Below are 22,575 nucleotides of genomic sequence, written 5' to 3'. Positions count from 1 at the left end.
TGTTTGATTGTGTGCTAAGAGCCTAAATTTTTATTCCACTTCCGATATAAAGTCTTCCCAGTTTGCATAAAGAGTTTCAAGTTCGATTTTAATACTAGAAATTTGATTGTTTGTCTCAACACTCCGACTAGGGCTTGAATAAATCTCTTCAAGGCAAAGATCACTATTTAATTTTTCTAATCGCTGTTCCGATGAGGCAATTTTATCTTCTAGGTCTTTTAAATCTATTTTCTTTTGTTTTTCTAGTTTTTGTTCATCTCTCTTCTTTTTTTTATCAAGATTAATTTGAGTTTTTGACATGCCGTCGTATGCTTCTTCTACTTGAAATCTTAGAGGGTTTTTCTTTTTTTCTATATAATATGTGTAATTACCTAAATACTCTTTAAGACCATCTTGTTTTAATTCAAGTATTTTAGTAATTACCTTGTTTAAGAAATACCTATCATGAGATATTACAAGAACGGTACCGTCATATCCAAGTATTGAATCTTCTAAAGCTTCACGAGACATAATATCTAAGTGATTTGTTGGCTCATCTAATAGTAAAAAGTTAGATTTTGATAGCATTATTTTTAGAAGATTAATTCTACATCTTTCACCACCACTCAATGTGGATATACTTTTAAATACATCTTCTCCTATGAATAAAAATGCAGCTAATGCAGTACGCACTTCTGTGGTAGTAAGTTTAGGGAATTCGTCCCAAACCTCATCTATTATAGTTTTTTCTTCATTCAAATTTGATTGTTCTTGGTCATAATATCCTACAAAAATATTTTTGCCTAATATTTTTATGCCTGTATCACTTGAAATTTTATCCATTATAATTTTTAAAAGAGTGGTTTTGCCACGACCATTTTCACCAATAAGAGCAAGCTTTTCTGACCTTTTTATATCTAAATTTAAATTCTCAAATAAAAGATTGTCTCCAAACCGTTTTGATAAATTTTCTGCATGGAGAACGTCATTTCCACTTTTGATTTCTGTTTCAAATTTAATCTTAGTTTCCCTAGGAGCTGTGTCGGGTGAATCAACCCGGGCGATTTTGTCCAAGGACTTTTGTCTGCTATCTGCAGCTCTTACACTTTTTTCTCTATTAAAGGATCTATATCTAGTTATAATATCCTCTTGCCTTTTTATTTCTGAGCGTTGCAAATTGTATGCTTTTAATTGAACTTCATAATTTTTTTTCTTTAAATCAATAAAATTTGTATAGTTTCCATTATAACAATCGACATGACCCTTAATAAGTTCAAAAGTTTTATTGGTAATAGCATCTAAAAAGAATCTATCATGGGATATTATAAAAATAGTCCCTTTATAGGATTTTAAATAATCTTCTAACCATTCTATAGCATCTAAGTCTAGGTGATTAGTAGGTTCATCTAATAAAAGAATATCGGGGTTTTTAAGTAATAGCTTGCTTAATGCAACTCTAGTCTTTTGCCCTCCACTTAATATATTTATTGGCTTATTGTAATCATCTTCCATAAAGCCAAGACCTTTGAGGATTCTACTAATTTCAGCTTTATATGTGTATCCTCCTCTGTTATTGTAAAGTTCAGAGGTTAATGTATATTCTTTTATTATTCTATTATTATATTCTTCTTTGGAATTATCATAAGGTTCATTCATTTTTGCCTCTAAATCTTTAAGTTTTTTTTCGAGGCTTAATAGATTGTCGAATACTAAAAGAGTTTCTTCGTATATAGTACTATTTAAATCTAATCCTAGATTTTGAGATAAATAACCAACTCTTTTATTTTTATCTATAAATAGCTCACCATTATCGTAATCCAATTGTGATGTGAGTATTTTAAAAAGTGTAGATTTACCTGCCCCATTAGCGCCAATAAAACCAATTTTTTCACCTTCATTTATACTTAAAGTTATTTTGTCTAAAATGACATCTATACCATAACTTTTGTGAATGTCCTTGCAACTTAGAACTATCATTATTTTCACCTTCCCTGTTGTGTAGTAAAATTATAAAATAGTCTCAAAATAATAAAATATAATCTACTCAGAATATTTTATGCATCGAAGCTATTAAAGAAATTCAGCTTTATTAGTTATAAATATTAATTAAATCATCTCCTGCGGAGCTGCAACATCTTCATAGAAGATGCATTAACGACTTCAGAAGGAGATTTATACTCCCACTTATAGAAGTGGGAGACTTTCCTCCTGAAATGTCGTTAAAGCTACTTACTATATTATTGTACTATTTATATTTAATTTTTTGTAGTAAAAAAGAAATATATATAGCATTAATTTTTTATAATAGTATATAAAAAACTAAAATGGTAAAAAATTTACAATAACTATTAAATTTATACCGAAAAGCAGTTTTAATTTACAATTGTGTGTTAAACTAGATAGTAAACTAGATAGTATGAAATTTATGATGTTCGTAGGGGAGTGTAAGTTGTGGAAAGAAAAAAGAATATATCAATGGCAGTTATTAAAAGGTTGCCTAAATACCATAGATATTTAAAAGAACTTTTAAGAAATGATGTAGATAGGATATCCTCGAAAGAATTAGGTGAAAAGATTGGGTTTACAGCATCTCAAATTAGACAAGACTTAAATTGTTTTGGAGATTTTGGACAACAGGGATACGGCTATAATGTTAAAGAATTGTTAAATGAAATTAGCGGAATACTAGGACTATCAAAAGAATATAAGATGATAATAGTAGGTGCGGGAAACATAGGGCAAGCTATTGCCAATTATACCAATTTTGAAAAGCTATCATTTAACTTGGCGGGTATTTTTGATGTTAACCCTAAGCTTATAGGATTAAAAATTAGAGATGTTGAAGTAATAGACTTAGATGAATTAGCGCGTTTCCTTAAAGCGACACCAATAGATATTGGCGTAATATGTGTGCCACGTATTAGGGCTCAAAAAGTTAGTGACATAATGGTAGCAAATGGGGTTAAAGGTATATGGAATTTTGCACCTGTGGATTTAGAGGTACCTGTAGAAACAATTGTGGAGAATGTCCATTTAAGTGAGAGTTTGCTAACACTTAGTTGTTTAATGAATGACAAATCTTATTCATAAAATCTATGAAATTTATGTGATTAGTAAAATTTATCAAGCTTAATTAAAAAAATCATGAATATTTCTTGTTGAAATAATTACTATAAAGAGATATAATGTAATTGAGGCGAAGGGCTTCAATTACATTTAGGGTTATTTGTTATATTATTAACAAATAATTAATGGATGGATTAATTCGTAAGGAGTTGATTGTTATGGAATACAAAAATATTGTTCTTCAAAAAGAAGACAAAGTTGCAGTACTTTCAATTAGTAGACCGAAAGCTCTAAATGCATTAAACTCAGAAACATTAAAGGAGTTAGATTTAGCAATAGATGAAATTGCTGAAGATGATAAAATTTATGCAGTGATCTTAACAGGAGAAGGAAAAGCTTTCGTGGCAGGGGCTGACATCGCCGAAATGAAAGATCTTGATGTTATGGGTGGAAGAAAATTTGGAAATCTAGGGAATAAAGTTTTTAGAAAACTAGAAACCTTAGAAAAACCTGTAATAGCTGCAGTAAACGGTTTTGCGCTAGGTGGAGGATGTGAGCTTTCTATGGCTTGTGATATTAGAATAGCTTCTTCAAAAGCAAAATTTGGACAACCCGAGGTAGGCCTTGGAATAACTCCTGGGTTTGGAGGTACTCAAAGACTTCCTAGAATTGTAGGACTTGGAATGGCTAAAGAACTAATTTATACGGCGAAGATTATTAATGCTGACGAGGCATTTAGAATTGGACTTGTAAATAAAGTAGTTGATCCTGAAAATTTATTATCAGAAGCTAAAGCACTTGCAAATACAATTGCAGGGCAAGCACCTATTGCTGTAAGTTTTTGTAAAGCAGCAATCAATAAAGGGATGCAAATAGATATAGACTCAGCACTTTCATACGAATCAGAGATATTCGGAGAATGTTACGCGACTGAAGATCAAAAAAATGGAATGACAGCATTTATTGAAAAAACAGAAAAATGCTTTAAAAATAAGTAATTAAAAGTATTCTGTAAAAAGAATAGGTAGATAATAATTAATAATTATTATTTGCCTCAGAGAATAGTGAGGAGGAAGGTTCATGAATTTCGGATTGACAAAAGAGCAAGAATTTGTAAAACAAATGGTAAGTGAGTTCGCATTAAACGAAGTTAAACCTTTAGCTGCGGAAATAGATGTTACAGAAAGATTTCCTAGCGAAACTGTAGAAAAAATGGCTAGATACCATATGATGGGTATCCCAATTGCTACTAAATACGGTGGAGCAGGCGGAGACAATCTATCATACATTATTGCTGTTGAAGAATTATCAAAAGCATGTGCAACTACAGGAGTTATACTATCAGCTCATACTTCATTATGTGCTAGCCCAATAGATGCCTTCGGTACAGAAGACCAAAAAATGAAGTATTTAGTTCCACTTGCAAAAGGTGAAAAGCTAGGAGCTTTTGGACTAACTGAACCTAATGCAGGAACAGATGCGTCAGGTCAACAAACTACAGCAACTTTAGATGGTGATAACTATATATTAAATGGTTCAAAAATATTTATCACAAACGGTGGAGTAGCAGATACATTTGTAGTTTTTGCAATGACTGATAAAACTAAGGGAACAAAAGGAATCACTGCTTTCATAGTTGAAAAAGAGTTTCCAGGATTCTCAATTGGTAAACACGAAGATAAATTAGGAATAAGAGCATCGTCAACTACAGAACTTGTATTTGAAAACTGCATAGTTCCTAAAGAAAACATGCTTGGAAAAGAAGGAAGAGGTTTCGGTATTGCAATGAAAACTCTTGATGGAGGAAGAATCGGAGTAGCTGCTCAAGCCCTAGGAATTGCAGAAGGCGCACTCGAGGAAGCTGCTAAGTACATGAAAGAAAGAAAACAATTTGGAAAACCACTTTCAGCATTCCAAGGATTACAATGGATGGTTGCTGAATTGGATGTTAAAATTGAAGCTGCTAAACTTTTAGTATATAAGGCAGCATGGAATAAAGATAATGGCTTATCATATACAGTAGAGGCTGCTAGAGCAAAACTATTTGCCTCAGAAACAGCTATGGAAGTTACAACTAAAGCCGTTCAGATCTTCGGAGGATATGGATATACAAAAGAATATCCATTAGAAAGAATGATGAGAGATGCTAAGATAACTGAAATATATGAAGGAACTTCAGAAGTTCAGAGAATGGTTATAGCTGGAAATTTATTAAAGTAGGAGGAGAGTAAGGAATGAATATAGTTGTATGTTTAAAACAAGTTCCAGATACAAACGAAGTTAAAATAGACCCGAAAACAGGAACACTTATAAGAGAAGGAGTTCCATCTATAATAAATCCAGATGATAAAAATGCATTGGAAGAATCTTTAAGATTAAAAGATGAACATGGTGCGCATGTAACAGTAATAAGCATGGGACCCCCACAAGCAGAAAAAGCTTTGAGAGAAGCACTAGCTATGGGAGCTGATGAAGCAATATTAGTATCTGACAGAGCGTTTGCAGGAGCAGATACATTAGCTACATCTCACGCACTAGCAGCAACTTTAAAGAAATTAGACTACGATGTAGTTTTCGCAGGTAGACAAGCTATAGATGGAGATACCGCGCAAGTTGGACCAGAAATAGCAGAACATTTAAATCTTGCACAAATAACATATGTTGAAAAGGTTGACATAATTAAGGATGGATTAAAAGTTAGAAGAGCTTGGGAAGACGGATATGAAGATATCGAAGTTAAAACTCCTGTTCTTTTAACAGCTATAAAAGAGTTAAATGAACCAAGATATATGAACATAAAAAGTATTTTTGAAATGTTCCAAAATAAAGAAGTAAAAGTTTGGAATGCAGATGATATTGGAGCAGACAAAGCTGTTCTCGGTCTTAAAGGTTCACCAACAAAGGTTAAAAAGTCTATGACTAAAGAACCTAAGGGAAAAGGCGAATTAATACAATTACCAGCTAATGAAGCTGCTTTATATGTAGTTTCAAAATTAAAAGAAAATCACTTTATCTAAGAAGCAGGGAGGATTAAGTTATGAATATAGAAGATTACAAGGGCGTATGGGTCTTTGCTGAGCAAAGAGACGGAGAACTTCAAAAGATTTCATTTGAACTTTTAGGTAAGGGACGAGAAATTGCAGATAAATTAGGGGAAGAATTAACAGCTGTATTACTTGGAGATAAAACAGATGATATGGTTAAAGAATTAGTAGCATATGGCGCTGACAAAGTAATAGTTGCTAGTCATCCATTATTGGGTCACTTTACAACTGATGCATATACAAAAGTAATATGTGATCTTGCAAATGAAAGAAAACCAGAAATTATATTTGTAGGAGCAAGTTATTTAGGAAGAGATTTAGGACCAAGAGTATCAGCAAGACTTTCAACGGGACTTACTGCTGATTGTACTTCATTAGATATAGATACAGAAAACAACAATTTAATGATGACAAGACCAGCATTTGGAGGAAACTTAATGGCTACAATAGTTTGTGGAGAACATAGACCACAAATGGCTACAATTAGACCAGGAGTTTTTGAAAAATTAGCTAGAGATACAAAAAGAAGTTGCCCAGTTGAAAAAATCACCGTTAACTTAAAAGAATCAGATATCAGAACTAAAACTTTAGACGTTGTAAAAGTTGCTTCAGTTTTAGCGGATATCGGAGAAGCTAATATTATAGTATCTGGTGGTCGTGGAGTTGGAAGTAAAGAAAACTTCGAGTTACTTGAAAAACTTGCAGTTACCATGGGCGGAGTTGTTGGAGCATCAAGAGCTGCAGTTGAGAATGGTTGGATAGATAAAGCAGTTCAAGTAGGTCAAACAGGAAAAACTGTTAGACCAACTGTATATATAGCTTGCGGTATTTCAGGAGCAATTCAGCATTTAGCTGGTATGCAAGATTCTGATTTCATAATAGCTATAAATAAAGATGCAACAGCACCTATCATGAAAGCTGCTGATGTAGCAATAGCTGGGGATTTCATAAAAGTTATTCCAGAAATGATAGCTCAGATTAATACATTAAGAAACAAATAATTAGATTTTAAAATAGTATTTAAATGAACTTGCTCTAATGCTGAAATTTAGTATTAGAGTAAGTTTTAAAAATATTTATTACTTTTAGGTTTTAATAAAATAAAAGGAGTGTGTTATTATGAAAAAGATTTTTGTACTTGGAGCTGGAACTATGGGAGCGGGTATTGTTCAAACATTCGCAGTAAGTGGTTGCGAAGTAATAATGAGAGATATTAAAGATGAATTTGTTGATAGAGGACTTGTTACAATTAAAAAGAATTTAGAAAGATTAGTTAAAAAAGAAAAAATTACTGAAGCACAAATGGAAGAAATACTTTCAAGAATTACAGGAACTACTGATATGGAATTAGCAGCAGACTGTGATTTAGTAGTTGAAGCAGCTGTAGAAATTATGAAAATAAAGAAAGAAATTTTCGCACAACTTGATAAAATCTGTAAACCAGAAACTATCTTATCATCAAATACATCATCACTTTCTATAACAGAAGTAGGAGCTGCTACAAATAGACCTGACAAAGTTATAGGAATGCATTTCTTTAATCCAGCTCCAATGATGAAGCTTGTAGAAATAATTAAAGGAATGGGCACGTCCACTGAAACTTTCGATGCAGTTAAAGAAATTGCAATTGCTATCGGTAAGGATCCGGTAGAAGTTGCTGAAGCTCCTGGATTTGTTGTAAACAGAATATTAATACCAATGATTAACGAAGCTGTAGGAATACTTGCAGAAGGGGTTGCATCTGCAGAGGATATCGATAAAGCAATGAAACTTGGCGCTAATCATCCAATGGGACCTCTAGCACTAGGAGACCTTATAGGTCTTGATGTATGTCTTGCTATCATGGATGTTTTATATACTGAAACAGGAGACAATAAGTACAGAGCTCATAGTCTTTTAAGAAAATATGTTAGAGGCGGATTGCTAGGAAGAAAAACTAAAAAAGGAATATTCGATTATTCGAAATAAGATATCATTTTAATATGAACAATGAATTTAGAGAGCGTTACAACTTGTAGAAGGTTGTAATGCTCTTGTTTTAATGTTGACTTTGCATTGTTAATGATATATCATTAACAATATAATATATAAATGACAAAAGTTGGTATAAAAAACTAAGCATAAACGTATTAAAGTATATAATATTTTTTAAAAATGGGGGGAAATATAATGAATAGATTTACGTTACCAAGAGATATTTATTTTGGAGAAAATTCATTGGAGGTGTTAAAAACTTTAAAAGGCAGAAAAGCAGTAATAGTTACTGGTGGAAGCTCTATGAAAAGATTCGGATTCTTAGATACGGTTGAAGCTTATTTAAAAGAAGCTGGAATTGAAGTTAAGCATATTACTGGAGTAGAACCAGATCCATCGGTAGAAACAGTTATGAACGGTGCAGCAGTAATGAGAGAATTTCAGCCGGACTTAATAGTATCAATTGGTGGGGGTTCACCAATCGACGCAGCAAAAGCTATGTGGATTTTTTATGAGTATCCAGAATTTACTTTTGAACAAGCGGTTATACCATTTGGTATTCCTGACTTAAGACAAAAAGCTAAATTTATAGCTATACCATCAACTAGTGGAACAGCAACCGAGGTTACAGCATTTTCAGTAATTACTGACTATAAAGCAAAAATAAAATATCCTTTAGCGGATTTCAACTTAACTCCAGATATAGCAATAGTAGACCCAGCACTAGCTCAAACAATGCCACCTAAATTAGTAGCGCATACAGGTATGGATGCATTAACACATGCATTTGAGGCTTATGTAGCAGGTCTCCATTCGAGCTTTTCAGACCCACTTGCAATACAAGCTATAACTATGATTAAAGAAAATTTAGTGAAGTCATTTGAAGGTGATGTGCAGGCGAGAAATGAAATGCATATTGCACAATGTCTTGCTGGAATGGCATTTTCGAACGCATTACTAGGAATAGCTCACAGCATGGCACACAAAATAGGTGGTGTATTTCATGTTGCGCATGGCTTAGCTAATGCAATATTACTTCCATATGTTGTAGATTTTAACAAAAAATCTTGTGGAGATAGATATGCTACAATTGCTAGAAGTCTTAATTTAGCTGGAAATACAGAAGATGAATTAATTGATTCATTAACTGATATGATAAGAGATTTAAATAAAGCTATGAATATACCATCTTCTTTAAAGGAAAATGGAATGACAAAAGAAGAGTTTGATGCAAATGTAGATTTTATATCTGAAAACGCTATAAAAGATGCATGCACAGGATCTAATCCAAGACCAATAAATGCTTGTGAAATGAAAAAAATATTAACTTGTACATTTACAGGAGAAAAAGTTAAATTTTAATCTTAGGTATATTATGAAATTGTGCCAATAGATAATAATTAAATGATTAATAAGAGGACAGGTAGTAAAGAGCATTAGTATTGTAATGCTCTTTACTACCTGTCTATTTTGATTTATTATTCTCATTCTAATAAAAATTTCATGTAAAATTTATTTTAACAAAATAGAGATTTAATGTACAATGTAATTAACAAATATATAATTTAAATTTTTGTGGTAAAATAAATATATAATAATAAAGGTTTTAGTGTAGGGACATAGGTAGACCAAAATCATAGATGAATATGGAGGATTAAAAATGTATAAAATAGTTGAAAAGAGAGCATTAGCACCTCAGATATTTTTAATGGATATTGAGGCTCCAAGAGTAGCTAAATCAGCAAAACCAGGTCAATTTATAATTATAAAGATGGATGAAAAAGGCGAAAGAATACCTTTAACAATTAGTGATTATGATGCGTTAAGAGGTACAGTAACTATAGTAGTTCAAACAATAGGTTGTTCAACAAAAGAAATGGAAAAGTATGAAATTGGTGACTCATTTTCAGATTTTGTAGGACCACTTGGACAAGCATCTGAATTAATGAGTGAAAGCATTGAAGATTTAAAGAAAAAGAAAATTGTGTTTGTAGCTGGCGGGCTAGGAACTGCACCAGTTTATCCTCAAGTTAAATGGCTCAGCGAGCAAGGCATTAAGGCAGACGTAATAATAGGCGCAAAGGCTAAAGATTATGTAATTATGGAAGAAGAAATGAAGAAAGTAGCAGGAAATGTATATCCATGTACTGATGATGGTTCATATGGATATAAGGGGCTTGTCACAAATAAATTAAAAGAATTAGTTCAAAATGATGGTATAAAATACGATTTAGTTGTTGCAATTGGACCAATGATAATGATGAAATTTGTATGCAAATTGACTGAAGAACTTGGAATATCAACTATTGTAAGCATGAATCCTATTATGGTTGATGGAACAGGAATGTGTGGAGCTTGCAGACTTACTGTAGATGGTGAGACTAAGTTTGCTTGCGTTGATGGTCCAGAATTTGATGGACATAAGGTTAATTTTGATGAGGCAATGAGAAGACAAACAATGTACAAAACTCAAGAGAGTTCTAATGATGAAGGCATTAAAGCAGGCTGCGGTTTAGGAGGTACCAAATAATGGGTAAAATGAACAGGGTTGCAATAGAGGAACAAGATCCAAAAGTAAGAGCAACTAATTTCGAAGAGGTATGTTTAGGATATACAGAGGACGAAGCAGTTGAGGAAGCTACAAGGTGTTTAAATTGTAAAAAGCCAATGTGTGTTGGAAAATGCCCAGTAGCAATAGATATTCCCGGGTTCATAGCTCACGTAAAAAATAGACAATTTACAGAGGCAGTTAAGGTAATTGCAAAATATAGTGCGTTGCCAGCAGTCTGTGGAAGAGTTTGTCCACAAGAAACTCAATGCGAAAGCAAATGTATATTAGGAATAAAGGGAGATGCCATAGCTATTGGTAAACTTGAAAGATTTGTAGGTGACTATTCAAGAGAGCACAATGTTGACCTTTCAGAAACAAAACCTAAAAATGGCATTAAGGTTGCGGTAATCGGAAGTGGTCCTTCAGGACTTACCTGCGCAGGAGATTTAGCTAAAGCTGGGTACGATGTAACTATTTTTGAAGCACTTCATGAAGCTGGTGGAGTTTTGGTATATGGAATTCCAGAGTTTAGGTTGCCAAAAGATACAGTTGTTAAACATGAAGTTGAAAATGTTAAGAAATTAGGAGTTAAATTAGAAACAAATGTGATAGTAGGACGAACTGTAACAATAAATCAGCTGATGGAAGAAGAAGATTTTAAAGCTGTATTTATCGGTTCAGGTGCTGGACTTCCAATGTTCATGGGAATACCAGGAGAAAATTTAAATGGCGTATTTTCTGCTAATGAATATTTAACTAGAAGCAATTTGATGAAGGCATTTAAAGAGGGATATCAGACTCCTATAAGAACAGGTGAAAAGGTTGCTGTTGTAGGTGGAGGAAATGTTGCTATGGACTCTGTGCGTACAGCAGTGAGACTTGGAGCAGAAGGGCACATAGTGTACAGGAGATCAGAATCAGAACTTCCTGCAAGAGCCGAAGAAGTGCATCACGCAAAAGAAGAGGGAGTTATAATGGATTTACTTGTGAATCCAATTGAAATCCTAGGAGATGAAAAAGGAAATGTTATAGGCATGAAGTGTATAAGAATGGAGCTAGGAGAACCCGATGCATCAGGAAGAAGAAGACCTATAGCGATTGAAGGCTCGGAATTCATAATGGATGTAAATACGGTTATAATGTCTTTAGGGACATCACCAAATCCATTAATTCCTTTAACAACAGAAGGGTTAGAAATCAATAAATGGAAGTGCATAGTTGCAGAAGATGAAACTGGATTAACATCTAAAAAGAATGTATATGCTGGTGGAGATGCTGTTTCAGGAGCTGCTACAGTTATATTAGCTATGGAAGCAGGCAAAAAAGCTGCTAAAGCTATAGATGAAATGTTAACAAAATAATAGATTTTAAATTACAAACTCCATAAACAAAGGTTTATGGAGTTTGTTTTAAAAAAAGTGGGGACAGGTAACAACTATTTGGTATAATAATGTTGTACATGAGGAGGTATATTATGTTAATAGATAAGATAAATAAATATTACACTAAGGAATATGATTTAAGTTGTGCTGAGGTAATGATTTATGCTGCTAGTGATGAATATAATATGAATTTAAAAAGCGAAACGTTTAAAACTATGTCATCATTTGGGGGAGGAATGGGTATTGAGAGCGTATGTGGAGCAATAACAGGTTCGTTGGCAGTTATAGGTATATTATTTACTAAAGAAAAAGCACATGAAGGTGATAGAGTTAAAAGGCTATGTCAGGAATTCTTCCGAAAATTTGAATCAAAGTTAAGCACGAATAATTGTGCGGCGCTTAAAGCAAAATATAAAAAAGAGGATACTGGTTGCAGGGTGATGATTGAAACTGCTACTGAAATATTAGATGAAATTGTGATACGCGAATTAAAAGTTAATAATTTAATTTAATGAAAGGAAAAATTATGGATTACAAAAATATTGAATCATTTAATGAAGGCATTATAATAAAAGACGTAGAGAACTTTGAACTAGACCATATATTCGAATGTGGGCAATGCTTTAGATGGAACAAGGAGCCTAATGGTAATTACATAGGAGTAGCATATGGGAAGGTAATAGAAGTAGAAAAAAAGGGGACGCAAGTAAAGATATATAATATAAATGAGGAAGAATTTAATGAGATTTGGTGTGGTTATTTTGACCTTAAAAGAAATTATACAGTTATCAAAGAGAAATTTAAGATGGATCCTCTTCTTAAAAAATCTGTTGATTTCGGGTATGGCATTAGATTATTGCAGCAGGAGCCTTTTGAGCTTACCATATCATTTATAATTTCTTCAAATAATAGAATCCCAATGATAAAAAGAGCTATAAACAATTTGAGCGAAAAATGGGGAAAATCAATAGAATATAAAGGGAAAACGTACTACACGTTTCCAACGGCTGCAGATTTAGAAGAAGCTTCTGTAGAAGAAATTCAGAGTTGTAGTCTGGGGTTTAGATCTAGATATGTAAAAAACACAGTGCATCAGGTATATACTGGTGAAGTGAATTTGGAGCTTATTAAAGCAGCAGAAGATGATATTTGCCATGAAGAACTAAAAAAGCTTAGTGGAATAGGCCCAAAAGTTTCGGATTGTATTATGTTATTTTCTATGCAGAAATATTCCGCGTTCCCTGTGGATGTGTGGGTTAAGAGGGCAATGCAATTTTTTTATTTAGCACCAGATGTATCTCTACCTAAAATAAGGACCTTTGCTAGAGATAAATTTGAAAACTTAGCAGGTTTTGCACAGCAGTATCTGTTTTATTATGCAAGAGAAAATAATATTAAAATAGAATAAACTAAGCAAAATAAGTAATACTATATAAAACTATGGGTTACTATTGAATAATATAAGAATGAAGAGGGTCAATAACAATGAAAAAAATGTGGAATAGTATTAGAATGAAGGTATCAGGATATAAACAATATATATTACTATCAGCAGTTTTGCTAGCTTTCGCATACATAGGATATGAATATTATTTCAAGTATTCATATATATTGAAAAATCCGAATATATTAAAAGAAGTTATTCTTTCTTATGGAAATTTCAGTGTTTTAATTTTCATTCTTATGCAGGTTTTACAAGTGGTAGTTTTTTTTATTCCAGGAGAATTTATACAAATTGCTGGAGGATATATTTTCGGCACATTTTTAGGTGGTATAATATCTTTAATGGGTATTACTTTAGGAGGTATAATAGTATATTTTATTGCTAATAGCTATGGTAGGCCTTTTGTGGAGAAGTTGTTATTAAAAAAGAAAGTGAAATTTTTTAGAAAAATATTAAAAATAGGAAGCAAAAAAAATGTTATATTCATATTTTTTTTAATCCCAGGAATACCTAAAGATGCTCTAATATATATATGTGGAGTATCTGATGTTTCTTTTAAAGATTTCTTTATATATTCAACACTCGGTAGAATTCCAGGGATTTTCATTTCTTCTTATTTTGGTCAAAAAATAGATGCATGGGATGTTACAAGCTTAATAACTATAGGCATAACAATGAGTATTATATCAATATTAGGAATTTTTAAAGGAAATACTATAATCAAAAATGTAATTAAAAAGAAAAAATCTTATTGAAAAATTACGGTAACACATGTTTTTATAAATATTATAAAGAGTGTAGATTATTATAAAATTATAAAGAGTGTAGCTTTTTATATTGTGATTTATATATACACCTTAATATTATGCTACTTATAGTAATCAAAATAATTATTAATATTGCACAATGGAAGAAAAAATTCTGTGGAAGGATTGTTATTATTGGATCATATTTAATATCAAATAACCAGTAATCATTTTTGAAGAAAATATGGTGAAAAGCTGTGAAGCTTTTATCGAAATTAACTAAAAAGGGTATAAGTAATATTATCGGTACGATAATAAGTAAAATGGAACTAGTTAACAAGTATCTTATTGTTTTGCGTCTCTTATTTACGAGTATACCTATAATACTTATTAATATGGAGAAAAATAGCATTACTTTAAGAGTATTAAATATTATTTTAACTTCTTTAAAATGAATTTTACCATTATTGGATGAGGGTAGTGTTGGAAGATTAAATTCTTCATTTTTATTTTGAGTTAAATAAGTGATTATATAGTCATAATTAGTCTTTAGTTCTTTTTTGTTTAAATTAGAAGATTCTTCAATTTTTAAAACCTCAATATCCTTATAATATAATGGCTTAAAAAGCAAAGTAAGATTTACGCTTAAAATTATAAAAGAAAAAGTAAAACTTAAAATAAAAAATGTTTTAAATGAAAATTTAATAAGCGTTTTTATATTTCTGAAAATAGAGCCTGCAGAAAAATAGTTATTAATCCATTTATATAGACTATTCATAAAATCACCTCTAATAGTGATTCTAACAATAAATCGAAATATATTCAATAATAATAAAAATGTGCAAAAACTACAATTTTAATAAAAGCTAAGTAAATAAGAGAAAAACTATATAATGCAGTGATAACTAAACATAATATGTTTAATTGCTTATAAATGGTATAATATATAGAATAGATGAAGTTGATATTATATTGATTATTAATTAGAATATTAGGTATGGAACTCATTAGCACTCAGATGTGATGAGTGCTAACAAAATTATAAAAGGAGGGGTTTAAAATGAACATTAGACCACTTAGTGATAGAGTATTAATTAAAAGATTAGATGCGGAAGAAACTACAAAAAGCGGAATTGTTCTTGCGGGAGCTTCAAAGGAAAAACCACAAGAGGCTGAAGTAGTTTCAGTAGGACCAGGAAAAGTTGAAGATGGAAAAGTAATCAGGATGGAAGTTAAGGCAGGGGATATAATATTATTCTCTAAATATTCAGGAAATGAAATAAAATATGATGGTATTGAGTATATCATATTAAAACAAGACGAATTATTAGCTGTAATTGAAAAATAATTTTAATTAAACGCAATCAACAATTAAACAATAATGTGACAATTGAACAATAATATCAAATTTTCGTTTAATTGTTAATAAATTATTATTTAATTGTTAGCGTATAGGAGGGTTTAAAATGGCTAAAGATATATTGTTTGGAGAAGAAGCAAGAAGAGCTATGCAAAGAGGTGTAGATAAACTTGCAAACACTGTTAAAATAACACTCGGACCCAAAGGGAGAAATGTTATTTTAGATAAAAAGTTTGGATCACCATTAATAACAAATGATGGCGTTACTATAGCTAGGGAAATAGAGCTAGAAGATGCATTTGAAAATATGGGAGCACAGCTTGTTAAAGAAGTTGCTACAAAGACAAATGATGTAGCAGGAGATGGAACAACTACAGCTACATTGCTTGCCCAAGCTATAATAAGAGAAGGTTTAAAAAATGTTACAGCTGGTGCCAATCCAATGTTAATAAGAACTGGTATAAAAATGGCTGTAGATAAAGCTGTTGAAGAAATTAAAAAGTCTTCTAAACCAGTTAATGGTAAGGAAGATATAGCGAGAGTAGCTGCTATATCAGCTAGTGATGAAGTAACAGGAGCTCTAATTGCTGATGCTATGGAAAGAGTAGGCAACGAAGGTGTTATAACTGTAGAAGAATCAAAATCTATGGGAACAGAACTTGATGTTGTTGAAGGAATGCAATTTGATAGAGGATATTTAAGTGCATATATGGTTACAGATGCAGAAAAAATGGAAGCAAATCTTGACGAACCATATATTTTAATAACTGATAAGAAAATTACTAATATACAAGATATACTTCCAATACTTGAGCAAATCGTTCAACAAGGCAAAAAGTTATTAATAATTGCTGAAGATATTGAAGGTGAAGCTTTAAGTACATTAGTTGTTAATAAATTAAGAGGAACTTTTACTTGTGTAGCTGTTAAAGCACCAGGTTTTGGTGACAGAAGAAAAGAAATGCTTCAAGACATTGCCATCCTAACTGGTGGAGAAGTTATATGTGAAGAATTAGGAAGAGAACTAAAAGACGTTACTGTTGACATGCTTGGAAAAGCAGAAAGTGTTAAAATATCTAAAGAAAACACTACTATAGTAAATGGTAAGGGTGAAAAGGATACAATACATGATAGAGTTTCCCAAATTAAAGTACAAATTGAAGAAACTACATCAGATTTTGATAGAGAAAAATTACAAGAAAGACTCGCTAAACTTGCAGGAGGAGTAGCTGTAATTAAAGTTGGAGCCGCTACTGAAACTGAATTAAAAGAAAAGAAACTCCGAATAGAAGATGCTCTTGCAGCTACAAAAGCAGCAGTTGAAGAGGGAATAGTTCCTGGTGGTGGAACAGTTTATATTAATGCTATTCTTGAGATTGCAAAATTATCATCAGATACACCAGATGTTCAAGTGGGTATTAACATAATTAAAAGAGCATTAGAAGAACCATTAAGACAAATAACTACAAATGCTGGCGCGGAAGCTTCAGTTATAATAGAAAAAGTAAGAGAAAGCGCTGGAGAAACTGGATATGATGCTTTACGTGGAGAAATGGTAAATATGATAAAAGCTGGAATTGTTGATCCAACAAAAGTTGTAAGATCAGCACTTCAAAATGCAGCATCTGTTTCAGCAACATTCTTAACAACAGAAGTTGCAGTTGCGGATATTCCAGAAAAGAATTCGGCACCAATGGGTGGCGCACCAGGAATGGGAATGGATGGAATGTACTAAAAATAATTTAAACAATAATTATTATAAATAAAGTATATTCAAATAAAAAATTAACTAGGGGTTTGCCTTAGTTAATTTTTTTTGTTTTGTTAAGTCGTATAATTATGTTTCTAGTATGTTCGTGAACTAGTTAATGAACATACTAGAAATATTCATTGACAAATGCTTAAACATTAACTATCATTATTGTAATAACAAATTCAAAGAACAATGACGCTACTCATATATACCTTGAATATGGCAAGGAGTATCTACCGGAAGCCGCAAATTTCCGACTATGAGTAATCTTAGTATGAGCTTATTTTTGGCATGCTAATTTTACTTTAGTTAAGGTAGGATTAGTATGCCTTTTTATACTTTATACCTTATTTTAAAATATAGTATATATAAATATTTTTATGCTAATTATAAAGACGAATGTAAAATAAAATTGTGAAAGGGTGTTAATTAAATGGCAAAAATATTAAAACAAGCATATACCTTCGACGATGTATTGCTAGTTCCAAATAAGTCTAAAGTATTACCTAAGGATGTTAGTTTAGTTACTTACCTTACAAAGACAATAAAACTTAACATACCTCTAATGAGTGCAGCGATGGACACTGTTACTGAGTCTAGAATGGCTATTGCTATGGCTAGAGAGGGCGGAATAGGTATCATACATAAGAATATGAGTATTGAAAACCAAGCTATTGAAGTAGACAGAGTTAAAAGACAAGAAAATGGTGTAATTACAGATCCTTTCTACCTATCTCCAGACAATATTTTAGAAGACGCTTTATCATTAATGAGTAAATATAGAATATCGGGAGTTCCAATTACAACAAATGGTAAATTAGTTGGAATAATTACTAATAGGGATATAGTTTTTGAAACTGATTATAGTAAGAAAATTAAAGATATAATGACAAGTGAGAATCTAATTACTGCACCAGAAGGAACAAGCATGCATGAGGCTAAGGAACTTCTTAAAAAACATAAAATAGAAAAGTTACCTTTGGTAGATAGCGAAAATTATTTAAGAGGACTTATAACTATAAAAGATATAGAGAAAACTATAAAATTCCCTAATGCTGCAAAGGATTCTAGAGGAAGATTATTATGTGGTGCAACTGTTGGCGTAACTGCAGACATAATTGAGCGAGTAGATGCTTTAGTAAAGGCTGGAGTAGATGTAATAACTATAGATACAGCTCATGGCCATTCTTTAGGAGTACTAGACGCGGTACGTAAAATTAAATCTGTGTACCCAGACCTTCAAATAATAGCAGGAAATATTGCAACGAGAGAAGCAACTAGAGATTTAATTGAGGCAGGGGCGGATTGCGTAAAAGTAGGTATAGGTCCTGGATCGATTTGTACTACAAGGGTTGTAGCAGGAGTAGGAGTTCCACAACTTACAGCAGTTATGGACTGTGTTGAAGAGGGGAATAAATATGGAGTTCCTGTTATTGCAGACGGCGGCATAAAATACTCAGGAGATATAGTTAAGGCATTAGCAGCAGGTGCTAAAGTGGTAATGATGGGTTCTATGTTTGCAGGCTGCGAGGAAGCTCCAGGTGAAACGGAAATCTATCAAGGAAGAAGCTATAAGGTATATAGAGGAATGGGTTCTCTAAGTGCTATGGCTTGCGGAAGTAAGGATAGATATTTCCAAGAAGGAAATAAAAAGTTAGTTCCAGAAGGGGTAGAAGGAAGAATACCTTTCAAAGGGAGTGTTATAGAAACTATATATCAGATGATAGGCGGTATACGTTCAGGAATGGGATATTTAGGTTCAGCTACGCTAGAGCAATTGTTTGAGACTTCAACCTTTGTTGTTCAAACTTCAGCAGGGTTAAGAGAAAGTCATCCACATGATGTATCAATTACAAAAGAAGCACCGAATTATAGTATTAACAGCTAGTATAGATAAGAATAGCTAAGTAAAATGATTAAGTGTACAGGAGGAAAATACATTGATTAATAGAGAATTAATTTTAGTAGTTGACTTTGGTGGTCAATATAATCAACTTATTGCAAGAAGAGTTAGAGAAAATAATGTATATTGCGAAATAATACCATATACATCTTCTGCCCAAAAAATAAAAAACATGAACCCAAAAGGAATAATATTCACTGGCGGACCCAATAGTGTATACGCAAAAGGTGCTCCAAAGGTTGAAAAAGAAATATTCGAACTAGGCGTTCCTATTTTGGGAATATGTTATGGTGCTCAACTAATGGCTCGAGTATTTGGTGGAGAAGTTATAACACCTGATGTTCGAGAATACGGAAAAGTAGAAGTTGACCTATGCAAAGATGCTACTATTTTTACAGGAATAAAAGAGAATCAATGCTGGATGAGTCATACAGACCATATTTCTAAAGTGCCAGAAGGCTTTGACATAATTGCAACTACTAAAGATTGTCCAGTAGCTGCTATGGCGAGTGTTTCTAAAAAACTCTATGGAGTTCAATTTCACCCAGAAGTAAAACATACTATTTTTGGTGAAGAAATGATTAGAAAGTTCCTATATGATGTTTGCGAGGTTAAAGGCGATTGGTCAATGTCATCTTTTGCGCAGGAAAAAATCAAGGCTATAAAAGAATTAGTTGGAGATAAAAAAGTACTTTGTGCTCTTTCAGGCGGAGTAGATTCATCAGTTGCCGCAATGCTTGTACATAAAGCAATAGGAAATCAGTTAACTTGCGTATTTGTTGATCATGGTCTTTTAAGAAAAGATGAAGGCGACCAAGTTGAAACAATATTCAAAGGTGAATTTAAGATGAATATAATAAGAGTTAATGCTCAAGATAGATTTTTAGGTAAGCTTAAGGGAATAAGTGATCCAGAGCAAAAGAGAAAGATAATTGGCGAAGAATTTATAAGAGTTTTTGAAGAAGAATCTAATAAACTCGGACAATTAGATTTCCTTGTGCAAGGAACAATATATCCGGATGTAGTTGAAAGTGGGACTGATACTTCAGCTACTATAAAAAGTCACCATAATGTTGGCGGACTTCCAGAAGATATGCACTTTAAACTAATAGAGCCTTTAAGAGAATTATTTAAAGATGAGGTTAGAGCAGTTGGAGAAGAAATTGGAATTCCTCATTACCTAGTATGGAGGCAACCATTCCCGGGACCAGGTCTCGCTATAAGAGTTCTTGGAGAAATAACACCTGAAAAATTATTTATAACTAGTGAAGCCGATGCAATATTCAGAGATGAAGTAGCTAAAGCTGGACTTGAAAGTGAAATATGGCAATACTTTGCATGTCTACCAAACATCCAATCCGTTGGAGTTATGGGAGATGAACGAACATACTGTCATACAGTTGCTCTAAGAGCTGTAACTAGTTCGGATGGAATGACTTCAGATTGGGCTAGAATACCATATGATGTGTTAGATAAAGTTTCTAGAAGAATTGTTAATGAAGTTAAAGGAGTAAACAGAATTGTTTATGATGTAACTTCAAAACCACCTTCAACTATTGAATGGGAATAGGTAAGAACGTTATTATACCTAGATATATAAGGGTTTAAGTACAAGATTAGTGTTTATGATTTACTTAATAATATAAGTGAATTGTAGACACTTTTTTGCTTTTTTTGATATTAAATTAGGAGGTAGTTTAAAGGTGAGAAATGGAGAAGTCAAAGGTACTCAGTTTTTCAAACAAAAACAAGAATGTAAAAAAACTATTAAAGAAGTATTTGAGGAATTTATTTTATCTATAAAAATTAAAGGTAGAAGCAAGTATACACTAAGAAGTTATTATTACCATAACAAATATTTTATGGAATTTATTGGACAGGATACTTTGATTAATACTATAACTCAAAAAACTTTCGAAGAATATATTTCGTATATGCAAGATAAAAAAGGTTTGGAAAATGGAGTAACACTAAATAGTTATTTACACAATGTAAGTCCAATAATTAAATATGGTGTTAAAAAAGGATATTTGAAAGATTTTGAGATACCCCAAGTAAAATATCAAGAAACATTTAAAGAAATTTATACACAAGAAGAATTGACAGAATTATTAACAAAACCTAGACAAAAAGATTTTATAACAATAAGGACATGGAGTATGATTTGGACGTTTGCTTCAACGGGGTTAAGAGCAACAGAACTCAGAGAATTAAGAGTGAAGAATGTAGATATGTTTAATAGAACTATTGCAGTCAATGTTACTAAAAATAAAAAGGCTAGATATTTACCTATTTCAAATTCGTTAGCAGAGGTTTTGATAGAGTATTTAGGATTAAGAAATGGAGAAGATGACAGTTACTTATTTCCTACGGTTTATGGTGATATATTAGCACAAAGTACGCTACAGAAATGTATAAAAAACTATTGTAATGAGAGAGGTATAGGGAAATGTTCACTTCATTTGTTTAGACATACATTTATTACCAATGCAGTAAATAAAAATGTTAGTCCATTGATATTACAAAAGATAACGGGTCACTCAACCATGAAACAATTAAGTAAGTATTACAATGCAAAAACAATTGATATGGTTAATGTGATAGATGAGATAGCACCAGCCTTTAACAATAAAAAAAGTATATTTAAATAAAACAAATAATAGAATTGGTGGTTTATATTGGAACTATAGAAGTATCTAGTATGCTAAAAAGATTACACCAATAGCGTTAAAAGGTTCAGCAACTTAATAACACAATATTGGAGATAGGATGGTGAAAGAATCATGAGTAATATTAAATGCTGTTGTTATAAATGTAAAATTGAGGTCGACGAAGAACAACACTTTACCGCAGAAGATGGAAAAATACTTTGTGATGAATGTGGTAAAGGAATAGAACCTTGTAGACAAAGGATAAAATATATAGTTAATAATGGACAATAAGATTAAAACAAAAAATAAATAAAAGGCTCTGTAATTGTAGTTACGAAGCCTTTGGAAAATTGAATATTGATTAATAACCTTCTTGAAAAAAACCACTACCCTTATTATAAATCAAAAAAGTAAGGATTTCAAGGGTTTATTTCCTACGCCCAAAAATAAGGGTGTAGGTTACTTGTATAGGCACTCTAGCAAGTCTAAAAAATTAGAGTGGTGTGGTAGAGCCAACGTATAAAATCTATTGGGTATTGTAATATTTAAATCTGTTTGTATTCAATCCCCTGAGTCGAGTATAGATGATCGACTAATAAATTATCTAGGGTGGTCGCTACTGGTCGCAAGACATAAGGGTGTAATATAATTGTTAGCAATTTGTAGACAAGTATACGTGGAAGTAGAGCGTGTATAAAAGTATTACAACAAACAGATTTTCG

At 32.1% G+C, this 22,575-nt stretch carries 20 protein-coding genes and 1 riboswitch; of the genes, 18 read left to right on the top strand and 2 right to left on the bottom strand.

The features are described from left to right. Positions 1-30: 30 nt before the first annotated feature. On the bottom strand, positions 31-1,956 hold the full coding sequence (locus tag ACWJJ7_RS09840) for an ABC-F family ATP-binding cassette domain-containing protein (RefSeq protein ID WP_462961973.1): 1,926 nt from the start codon (positions 1,954-1,956) through the stop codon (positions 31-33). Positions 1,957-2,430: 474 nt separating this feature from the next. Here ACWJJ7_RS09840 and ACWJJ7_RS09835 point away from each other — a divergent pair, with 474 nt between their 5' ends. From ACWJJ7_RS09835 to ACWJJ7_RS09780, 12 genes are all read left to right on the top strand, one after another. Then, complete coding sequence (locus ACWJJ7_RS09835) at positions 2,431-3,069, top strand: redox-sensing transcriptional repressor Rex (protein ID WP_462961972.1); 639 nt, start codon at positions 2,431-2,433, stop codon at positions 3,067-3,069. 194 nt (positions 3,070-3,263) lie between these two features. Next, a complete protein-coding gene (locus ACWJJ7_RS09830; RefSeq protein ID WP_462961971.1) occupies positions 3,264-4,043 on the top strand; it encodes a short-chain-enoyl-CoA hydratase in 780 nt (259 codons plus the stop codon). A gap of 82 nt (positions 4,044-4,125) precedes the next feature. Further along, positions 4,126-5,265 carry an acyl-CoA dehydrogenase gene (locus ACWJJ7_RS09825; RefSeq protein WP_462961970.1) on the top strand — a complete coding sequence of 380 codons (1,140 nt, stop codon included), beginning with the start codon at positions 4,126-4,128 and terminating at the stop codon, positions 5,263-5,265. A gap of 14 nt (positions 5,266-5,279) precedes the next feature. Beyond that, entirely contained in the window at positions 5,280-6,062 is a 783-nt protein-coding gene (locus ACWJJ7_RS09820; protein WP_462961969.1) for an electron transfer flavoprotein subunit beta, read from the top strand. Positions 6,063-6,082: 20 nt separating this feature from the next. Then, entirely contained in the window at positions 6,083-7,090 is a 1,008-nt protein-coding gene (locus ACWJJ7_RS09815; protein WP_462961968.1) for an electron transfer flavoprotein subunit alpha/FixB family protein, read from the top strand. Positions 7,091-7,208: 118 nt separating this feature from the next. After that, complete coding sequence (locus tag ACWJJ7_RS09810; protein WP_462961967.1) at positions 7,209-8,057, top strand: 3-hydroxybutyryl-CoA dehydrogenase; 849 nt, start codon at positions 7,209-7,211, stop codon at positions 8,055-8,057. Between the two features lie 201 nt (positions 8,058-8,258). Then, positions 8,259-9,425 carry an iron-containing alcohol dehydrogenase gene (locus ACWJJ7_RS09805; protein ID WP_462961966.1) on the top strand — a complete coding sequence of 389 codons (1,167 nt, stop codon included), beginning with the start codon at positions 8,259-8,261 and terminating at the stop codon, positions 9,423-9,425. Positions 9,426-9,723: 298 nt separating this feature from the next. Next, positions 9,724-10,593: a sulfide/dihydroorotate dehydrogenase-like FAD/NAD-binding protein gene (locus ACWJJ7_RS09800; RefSeq protein ID WP_462961965.1), complete on the top strand. Its 870-nt coding sequence runs from the start codon at positions 9,724-9,726 to the stop codon at positions 10,591-10,593. Further along, a complete protein-coding gene (gene gltA / locus ACWJJ7_RS09795; RefSeq protein WP_462961964.1) occupies positions 10,593-11,975 on the top strand; it encodes an NADPH-dependent glutamate synthase in 1,383 nt (460 codons plus the stop codon). The genes ACWJJ7_RS09800 and gltA overlap by 1 nt, the downstream gene beginning before the upstream one ends. 113 nt (positions 11,976-12,088) lie before the next feature. Then, the gene (locus ACWJJ7_RS09790) at positions 12,089-12,508 is read left to right on the top strand and encodes a C-GCAxxG-C-C family (seleno)protein (RefSeq protein ID WP_462961963.1); all 420 of its coding nucleotides are present in this window, start codon (positions 12,089-12,091) and stop codon (positions 12,506-12,508) included. A 14-nt stretch (positions 12,509-12,522) separates the two neighbouring features. Beyond that, positions 12,523-13,404 (top strand): DNA-3-methyladenine glycosylase family protein, encoded by an 882-nt coding sequence (locus tag ACWJJ7_RS09785; RefSeq protein ID WP_462964974.1) that lies wholly within the window; start codon positions 12,523-12,525, stop codon positions 13,402-13,404. Between the two features lie 77 nt (positions 13,405-13,481). After that, positions 13,482-14,195 (top strand): TVP38/TMEM64 family protein, encoded by a 714-nt coding sequence (locus tag ACWJJ7_RS09780; RefSeq protein ID WP_462961962.1) that lies wholly within the window; start codon positions 13,482-13,484, stop codon positions 14,193-14,195. A 58-nt stretch (positions 14,196-14,253) separates the two neighbouring features. Here ACWJJ7_RS09780 and ACWJJ7_RS09775 read toward each other — a convergent pair whose 3' ends face one another. Continuing rightward, complete coding sequence (locus ACWJJ7_RS09775; RefSeq protein ID WP_462961961.1) at positions 14,254-14,964, bottom strand: TIGR01906 family membrane protein; 711 nt, start codon at positions 14,962-14,964, stop codon at positions 14,254-14,256. Positions 14,965-15,246: 282 nt separating this feature from the next. Between ACWJJ7_RS09775 and ACWJJ7_RS09770 the strand changes: the two genes are divergently transcribed. The 6 genes from ACWJJ7_RS09770 (at position 15,247) to ACWJJ7_RS09745 (ending at position 22,144) form a co-directional block, all read left to right on the top strand. Continuing rightward, positions 15,247-15,534 carry a co-chaperone GroES gene (locus ACWJJ7_RS09770; RefSeq protein ID WP_462961960.1) on the top strand — a complete coding sequence of 96 codons (288 nt, stop codon included), beginning with the start codon at positions 15,247-15,249 and terminating at the stop codon, positions 15,532-15,534. Between the two features lie 118 nt (positions 15,535-15,652). Beyond that, positions 15,653-17,281, top strand: coding sequence for a chaperonin GroEL (groL, locus tag ACWJJ7_RS09765; RefSeq protein WP_462961959.1), 1,629 nt, complete (start codon positions 15,653-15,655; stop codon positions 17,279-17,281). A 200-nt stretch (positions 17,282-17,481) separates the two neighbouring features. Next, positions 17,482-17,579: riboswitch (purine riboswitch) on the top strand. 153 nt (positions 17,580-17,732) lie between these two features. Next, a complete protein-coding gene (guaB, locus tag ACWJJ7_RS09760; RefSeq protein WP_462961958.1) occupies positions 17,733-19,187 on the top strand; it encodes an IMP dehydrogenase in 1,455 nt (484 codons plus the stop codon). Between the two features lie 55 nt (positions 19,188-19,242). Continuing rightward, the gene (gene guaA / locus ACWJJ7_RS09755) at positions 19,243-20,772 is read left to right on the top strand and encodes a glutamine-hydrolyzing GMP synthase (RefSeq protein ID WP_462964973.1); all 1,530 of its coding nucleotides are present in this window, start codon (positions 19,243-19,245) and stop codon (positions 20,770-20,772) included. 133 nt (positions 20,773-20,905) lie between these two features. Continuing rightward, positions 20,906-21,853 (top strand): tyrosine-type recombinase/integrase, encoded by a 948-nt coding sequence (locus ACWJJ7_RS09750; RefSeq protein WP_462961957.1) that lies wholly within the window; start codon positions 20,906-20,908, stop codon positions 21,851-21,853. 132 nt (positions 21,854-21,985) lie between these two features. Then, on the top strand, positions 21,986-22,144 hold the full coding sequence (locus ACWJJ7_RS09745) for a hypothetical protein (protein ID WP_462961956.1): 159 nt from the start codon (positions 21,986-21,988) through the stop codon (positions 22,142-22,144). Positions 22,145-22,575 lie beyond the last annotated feature (431 nt).

The sequence above is a fragment of the Clostridium sp. CM042 genome (genome assembly GCF_055080995.1).
Note: the sequence above shows the minus strand (reverse complement) of the source record. Positions and strands in the feature narration are given on the sequence as shown.

Excerpts from the sequence above, each read along its gene's own strand:
- guaB (WP_462961958.1), top strand. The coding sequence starts at position 17,733 with ATGGCAAAAATATTAAAACAAGCATATACCTTCGACGATGTATTGCTA.
- ACWJJ7_RS09815 (WP_462961968.1), top strand. The coding sequence starts at position 6,083 with ATGAATATAGAAGATTACAAGGGCGTATGGGTCTTTGCTGAGCAAAGA.
- ACWJJ7_RS09805 (WP_462961966.1), top strand. The coding sequence starts at position 8,259 with ATGAATAGATTTACGTTACCAAGAGATATTTATTTTGGAGAAAATTCA.
- ACWJJ7_RS09780 (WP_462961962.1), top strand. The coding sequence starts at position 13,482 with ATGAAAAAAATGTGGAATAGTATTAGAATGAAGGTATCAGGATATAAA.
- ACWJJ7_RS09770 (WP_462961960.1), top strand. The coding sequence starts at position 15,247 with ATGAACATTAGACCACTTAGTGATAGAGTATTAATTAAAAGATTAGAT.
- ACWJJ7_RS09830 (WP_462961971.1), top strand. The coding sequence starts at position 3,264 with ATGGAATACAAAAATATTGTTCTTCAAAAAGAAGACAAAGTTGCAGTA.
- ACWJJ7_RS09775 (WP_462961961.1), bottom strand. The coding sequence starts at position 14,964 with ATGAATAGTCTATATAAATGGATTAATAACTATTTTTCTGCAGGCTCT.
- ACWJJ7_RS09810 (WP_462961967.1), top strand. The coding sequence starts at position 7,209 with ATGAAAAAGATTTTTGTACTTGGAGCTGGAACTATGGGAGCGGGTATT.
- ACWJJ7_RS09790 (WP_462961963.1), top strand. The coding sequence starts at position 12,089 with ATGTTAATAGATAAGATAAATAAATATTACACTAAGGAATATGATTTA.
- ACWJJ7_RS09800 (WP_462961965.1), top strand. The coding sequence starts at position 9,724 with ATGTATAAAATAGTTGAAAAGAGAGCATTAGCACCTCAGATATTTTTA.
- ACWJJ7_RS09820 (WP_462961969.1), top strand. The coding sequence starts at position 5,280 with ATGAATATAGTTGTATGTTTAAAACAAGTTCCAGATACAAACGAAGTT.
- ACWJJ7_RS09825 (WP_462961970.1), top strand. The coding sequence starts at position 4,126 with ATGAATTTCGGATTGACAAAAGAGCAAGAATTTGTAAAACAAATGGTA.
- gltA (WP_462961964.1), top strand. The coding sequence starts at position 10,593 with ATGGGTAAAATGAACAGGGTTGCAATAGAGGAACAAGATCCAAAAGTA.
- ACWJJ7_RS09745 (WP_462961956.1), top strand. The coding sequence starts at position 21,986 with ATGAGTAATATTAAATGCTGTTGTTATAAATGTAAAATTGAGGTCGAC.
- ACWJJ7_RS09840 (WP_462961973.1), bottom strand. The coding sequence starts at position 1,956 with ATGATAGTTCTAAGTTGCAAGGACATTCACAAAAGTTATGGTATAGAT.
- ACWJJ7_RS09785 (WP_462964974.1), top strand. The coding sequence starts at position 12,523 with ATGGATTACAAAAATATTGAATCATTTAATGAAGGCATTATAATAAAA.
- groL (WP_462961959.1), top strand. The coding sequence starts at position 15,653 with ATGGCTAAAGATATATTGTTTGGAGAAGAAGCAAGAAGAGCTATGCAA.